The organism is Gemmatimonas sp., from assembly GCF_041689975.1.
In the GTDB taxonomy this organism is placed as follows: Bacteria; Gemmatimonadota; Gemmatimonadetes; order Gemmatimonadales; family Gemmatimonadaceae; genus Gemmatimonas.
Genome location: NZ_JBDNFF010000294.1, coordinates 1 through 4,696 on the forward strand (window position 1 = coordinate 1; position 4,696 = coordinate 4,696).

Below are 4,696 nucleotides of genomic sequence, written 5' to 3' on the forward strand. Positions count from 1 at the left end.
AATATCCTCGAGCGCGCGCAGCACCCAACTCACTTTGCCCTGCCCGCGCGTCTGCTTGTGCTCATCGGTGCGCGTGACATCGGCAATGACCTTGAGGCTCACCAACTTGGCCAGCGGCGCCACACCGCTGATCGACGTCAGTACTTCGCGAGCCACGATCGGCTTCTCCTCGTCGCGATCACTGGTGCTCACATCGCGCACCTCCGTGCCCACTACCAGGAGACCATCGGGTACCTCCGTGTTCCAGTGTCCGGCGATGATGCCGGCCACGTGCGACCCGTGCCCCAGCCGATCAACCAGTGCGCCAGGAGCGCCCCCGCGCGAGGGGACCGACGCATCGGTTCTGGCGGCTGCTGACGCCTCGCCATCGGGCGTGTAGTCACGATGCTCAACGGGCCCGCGGATGGCCAGTGTATCGATCTTGCCGTGCACACTCTGCTTCTCGGCGAAGTGCACGTGACTCCCATCGATGCCCGAGTCCAGCACGGCCCACACGATGCCCTGGCCAAGCGCGTGAAACGAGCGTTGCGCGGCGTCGGCCTTGATGGTCGCGAGCGATCTCGTGAGCGTGACAGCGATGTCGCTGTCTTCCCAGATCCGATACACCACGGCATCATTCCGACGATTCGCCACATTGAGCTCCTGCGACGCCGCCGCGAGGCGCCGGATACGATCGGCCGAGAGGCGCGCGAACAGGTAGTTCGATACCGAACTCACCCGAACTCTCCAGAGCCTCGCCTGCTTCTCCACCACCTCGAGCGCTCCCGCAAGCCCGTCACGATAGAACTCATTGAGCTCGATGATGACGTCGAATTGCTCGCGCGAGCGACCTTGAATTCGCGACAGTAGTGGTTCGGTCACGATCGACCGCATCATGTCCTTCCGCAATGCCATCCGCGCGCGCTCATACGCATCGTCAGTCATGACAACAACCTCAGCAGCCCAAGGTGAACCACGTTATAACTCCGTACTCCCAACTCCCTACCCCCTACTCGCCTAATACCTCAAAAAGTACCGTTGAATCTCCACCGGGTCCTTCGTTCTCGTGAGCGCCAACATCAGCAGAATGCGCGCCTTCGCCGGCGTAAGATGCTGCGCCGTAACCATCGGCGGTGCCGGCGGTGGCTGCGGAGTCCGCGCACTGTCGGATCGCGTGGAATCGCGAGCAGCCGCCGGTCGCGGATCGGCTCTGGTCTCAGGCCGCGGCGCGTCGGGATCGCGGGCCGCACTCATGTTGTCGCCGTACGCGAACACCGTGGCCACCACTACGCCTGCGCGACGCAACGCCGTGTACACTTCCGACTCAGAGCGTGTCATGCCGTTGGTCGCCACCGCCACGCCCGCCGGTTGCGCATCGTAGCGCGGACCGGTGCCGCCCGGATACGAGTACTCGAGCGCGACACGAGGCAGAGAATCCACCTTGCGCATATCGAACTCACTGTCCTCGCCATGCCGGCGGGTTGGGGCAAAGAGAAAGTCGGGACCGTTGCCGCCCACAACGCCGAGCATCCCCATCTCGCCACCGCTGAATCCACCGGTGCGCTGATAAATTTTGCGGACCTCGCGCGCCGAGATGATGCGATCGTCCATCACCACCATCACACCTTTGCCTACGGCTTGCGGTGTCACCGCCACGCGCACCGCCGCCAACAGATTGATCGGGCCGTCGGGACTGATGCCGGTCGCCGGTCGCTGCGCACCGACCACGATCACCGGCTTATCGGAACGCACGGTGAGATACAAAAAGAACGCGGTCTCCTCCAAACGATCGGTGCCGTGCGTGACGACCACACCAGCCAGATCATCACGATCTTTCAGCACCTGTTCCACGCGCTTCGACAACGCGAGCCACTGCGCCGGTGTAATCGACGTACTCGGCACATTCGAAAACTGCTCGGTCTCGATCTGCGCGAAGCGCGCAAGCTCCGGCACCGACGCGATGATCTGCTCGGCGGTGAGTGTGCCCGCGCGATAGCCGCCCAGTGAGCCGGGTGCGTCCTGCACGCCGGCAATGGTGCCGCCGGTGGCGATCACGAGCACTTTGGGCAAACGCGGGTTCGGCTTGGCGGGACCCGACGGCTGCGCCTCGAGCACGAACGCCGAAAGGAGCAATAGTGCGACCAGTCGCCGCGGTATGCGGCACGGGGCCAGTGTCAAAACCAGGGTCATCGTCGGTGTCAGAGAGGAATGCGGGTGTAGGTCGCGAACGTGACGCCAGTGGTTTTGCCGTCGGCATCTTCGCGCATGTAGATCACGGCGATCGTTTGGTGATCGGGTGAAAGCACGTTGGTGAGCCGCTGCGTGACGCGGCTGTTGTTCGTATTTACAATTTCGTTCACCAGCGAACTCACGGTCCGCACGGCCGCGTGCGTCTGACTGGCGTTGCCGGTCACGGGCATGTCGCGCCCGTCGAACTCCGTGGTGTACCGCCAGCGCGTGGTATCACCGCGTGCGTTCACCGCCTGAATGGTGACCTTCATGCCCTTGGGGCCGAGGGGCTCGTAGGTCATGATGTTGCTTGCGGGGGCGGGCGCCTCCGACTTGAGCAACCAGCGTCCAAAGCGCGGGTTCGGCGTCTGGCCCGTCGTCTGTGCGGATAGGTCCCGAACGCCGGAGACCAGTAGGGCGGCAAGCAGCAGTTGTTTCCACGACCGGGGCATCGGAGATCTCACGAAGAGGGATCTGGCCATTCTGCAGCCTGTCACCGCTCCCAACAAGGAGCAGGCGGGTCGCCGTCTTCGTGAGGACGGCCGATCGGTGTATTTTCGAAGACTGTTCCGCTTCCCTGACCGTTCAGCCAGAGCTCTCCGTGGCCAACATCCTGCAGCGCCTTCCCGTCGGCGAAAAAGTCGGCATCGCCTTCTCCGGTGGCCTCGATACCAGCGCCGCTCTGCATTGGATGCGAGAGAAAGGAGCCGTGCCGTACGCGTACACCGCGAATCTGGGACAGCCCGATGAAACGGACTACGACGAAATTCCGCGCAAGGCGATGGCGTACGGGGCCGAGAAGGCGCGACTGATCGAGTGCCGAGCCAATCTGGTCGCCGAAGGATTGGCGGCGCTACAGTGCGGCGCCTTTCATATCACCACCGCTGGCGCGACATACTTCAACACCACGCCGCTGGGTCGCGCGGTGACGGGCACGATGCTCGTGGCGGCCATGCGGGAAGACGACGTCAACATCTGGGGCGACGGCAGCACGTTCAAGGGTAACGATATCGAGCGGTTCTATCGCTATGGTCTACTCACGAACCCGTCACTCAAGGTGTACAAGCCGTGGCTCGACCAACAGTTCATCGACGAACTCGGTGGACGCACGGAAATGTCGGAGTATCTCATCAAGAGCGGCTTCGACTATAAGATGAGCACCGAGAAGGCCTACTCCACCGACTCGAACATCCTCGGTGCGACGCACGAGGCGAAGGACCTGGAGTTCCTGAACAAAGGTATGCACATCGTGCAGCCGATCATGGGCGTGGCGCATTGGCGCGACGACGTGGAGGTGCAGCGCGAGACGGTCACGATCAAGTTCGTAGAAGGGTATCCGGTCGCGATCAACGGCCACGAATTCGGCAGCGCGCTCGAACTGTTCACGCAAGCCAATGTGATCGGCGGCCGTCATGGACTCGGCATGTCCGACCAGATCGAAAACCGCATCATCGAAGCCAAGAGCCGTGGCATCTACGAAGCGCCAGGCCTTGCGCTGCTGTACATCGCGTACGAGCGACTGGTCACGGGCATTCACAACGAAGACACGATCGAGCAGTACCGCATGAACGGCAAGAAGCTCGGCCGCCTGCTGTATCAGGGCCGCTGGCTCGACCCGCAGTCGCTGATGCTGCGTGAATCTGCGCAGCGCTGGGTTGCGAAGGCGGTCACGGGTGACGTGACAATCGAACTGCGTCGTGGCAATGACTACTCGATCATGGATACGAACAGCGCGAATCTCACGTACAAGCCTGAGCGTCTCACGATGGAGCGTGGCGAAGCGTTCTTCACCCCGCTCGATCGCATCGGTCAGCTCACGATGCGCAATCTCGACATCATGGACACGCGCGAAAAGCTCGTCGTGTACACGGCCGTTGGTCTGCTGCAGTCGAGCGGTGCCACTGGCGTCCCACAGCTCCCGAGCGGCGAGAAGTAGTTCGCGCTGACGCTGCGCTGACGGTGTCGCTGCACCGTGAACGCATGACCGAACCACTGCTGCACGGCGAGATTACCCAGGAGATCATCGGCGCCTTCTACGACAGCTACAACGCACTCGGCTGGGGATATCCCGAGAGTCTCTATGCGAATGCCATGCCGATTTTCCTGCGGCGTCGGGGCTTGCACTTCGAGCGCGAGGTTCCGCTCCGGGTGACACTCGAGGGCGTTCTGCTCGGCGAGTTCCGTGCCGACTTGGTCGTGGCCGGAAAGGTGATCGTGGAGCTCAAAGCATGCGACCGACTCGCGGGGGCCCATGAGGCGCAACTCATCAGCTACCTCAAAGCATCCGGCTACCAAGTTGGCTTGCTGCTGAACTTCGGCCCGAAGCCCGAGCTTCGTCGGATCATCTGGACCGACGAGCTGCATGTGCTGAAGGATCGGTAACGGCTGGAACACGGAACCGGCGGATTCTGCGGAACCGCACAGATAAGCAAACAGCGATGTGCAACAGCGGTTCATCATGCCATTTGCTTATCGGTGCCATTCTGTC

Annotated in this window: 5 protein-coding genes; 2 read left to right on the top strand and 3 right to left on the bottom strand. The window is 62.4% G+C overall.

Going from position 1 to position 4,696, the window contains the following annotated elements:
• The 3 genes from ACESNG_RS17780 to ACESNG_RS17790 all read right to left on the bottom strand — a co-directional run.
• A partial coding sequence (locus ACESNG_RS17780) for a S8 family serine peptidase (RefSeq protein ID WP_373070103.1) occupies window positions 1-924 on the bottom strand: 924 nt, incomplete at its 3' end.
• A gap of 72 nt (window positions 925-996) precedes the next feature.
• On the bottom strand, window positions 997-2,169 hold the full coding sequence (locus ACESNG_RS17785; RefSeq protein ID WP_373070105.1) for an asparaginase: 1,173 nt from the start codon (window positions 2,167-2,169) through the stop codon (window positions 997-999).
• A gap of 8 nt (window positions 2,170-2,177) precedes the next feature.
• Window positions 2,178-2,660 (bottom strand): hypothetical protein, encoded by a 483-nt coding sequence (locus tag ACESNG_RS17790; RefSeq protein WP_373059143.1) that lies wholly within the window; start codon window positions 2,658-2,660, stop codon window positions 2,178-2,180.
• 149 nt (window positions 2,661-2,809) lie between these two features.
• Between ACESNG_RS17790 and argG the strand changes: the two genes are divergently transcribed.
• Together argG and ACESNG_RS17800 are read left to right on the top strand one after the other, a co-directional pair.
• Window positions 2,810-4,144 carry an argininosuccinate synthase gene (argG, locus tag ACESNG_RS17795; protein WP_373059144.1) on the top strand — a complete coding sequence of 445 codons (1,335 nt, stop codon included), beginning with the start codon at window positions 2,810-2,812 and terminating at the stop codon, window positions 4,142-4,144.
• Between the two features lie 44 nt (window positions 4,145-4,188).
• Complete coding sequence (locus tag ACESNG_RS17800; protein ID WP_373059146.1) at window positions 4,189-4,590, top strand: GxxExxY protein; 402 nt, start codon at window positions 4,189-4,191, stop codon at window positions 4,588-4,590.
• Window positions 4,591-4,696: the final 106 nt, after the last annotated feature.

What these genes read in the sequence shown, in the direction of transcription:
- ACESNG_RS17800 (WP_373059146.1), top strand. Translation starts at nt 4,189, where the DNA reads ATGACCGAACCACTGCTGCACGGCGAGATTACCCAGGAGATCATCGGC.
- ACESNG_RS17785 (WP_373070105.1), bottom strand. Translation starts at nt 2,169, where the DNA reads ATGACCCTGGTTTTGACACTGGCCCCGTGCCGCATACCGCGGCGACTG.
- ACESNG_RS17790 (WP_373059143.1), bottom strand. Translation starts at nt 2,660, where the DNA reads ATGCCCCGGTCGTGGAAACAACTGCTGCTTGCCGCCCTACTGGTCTCC.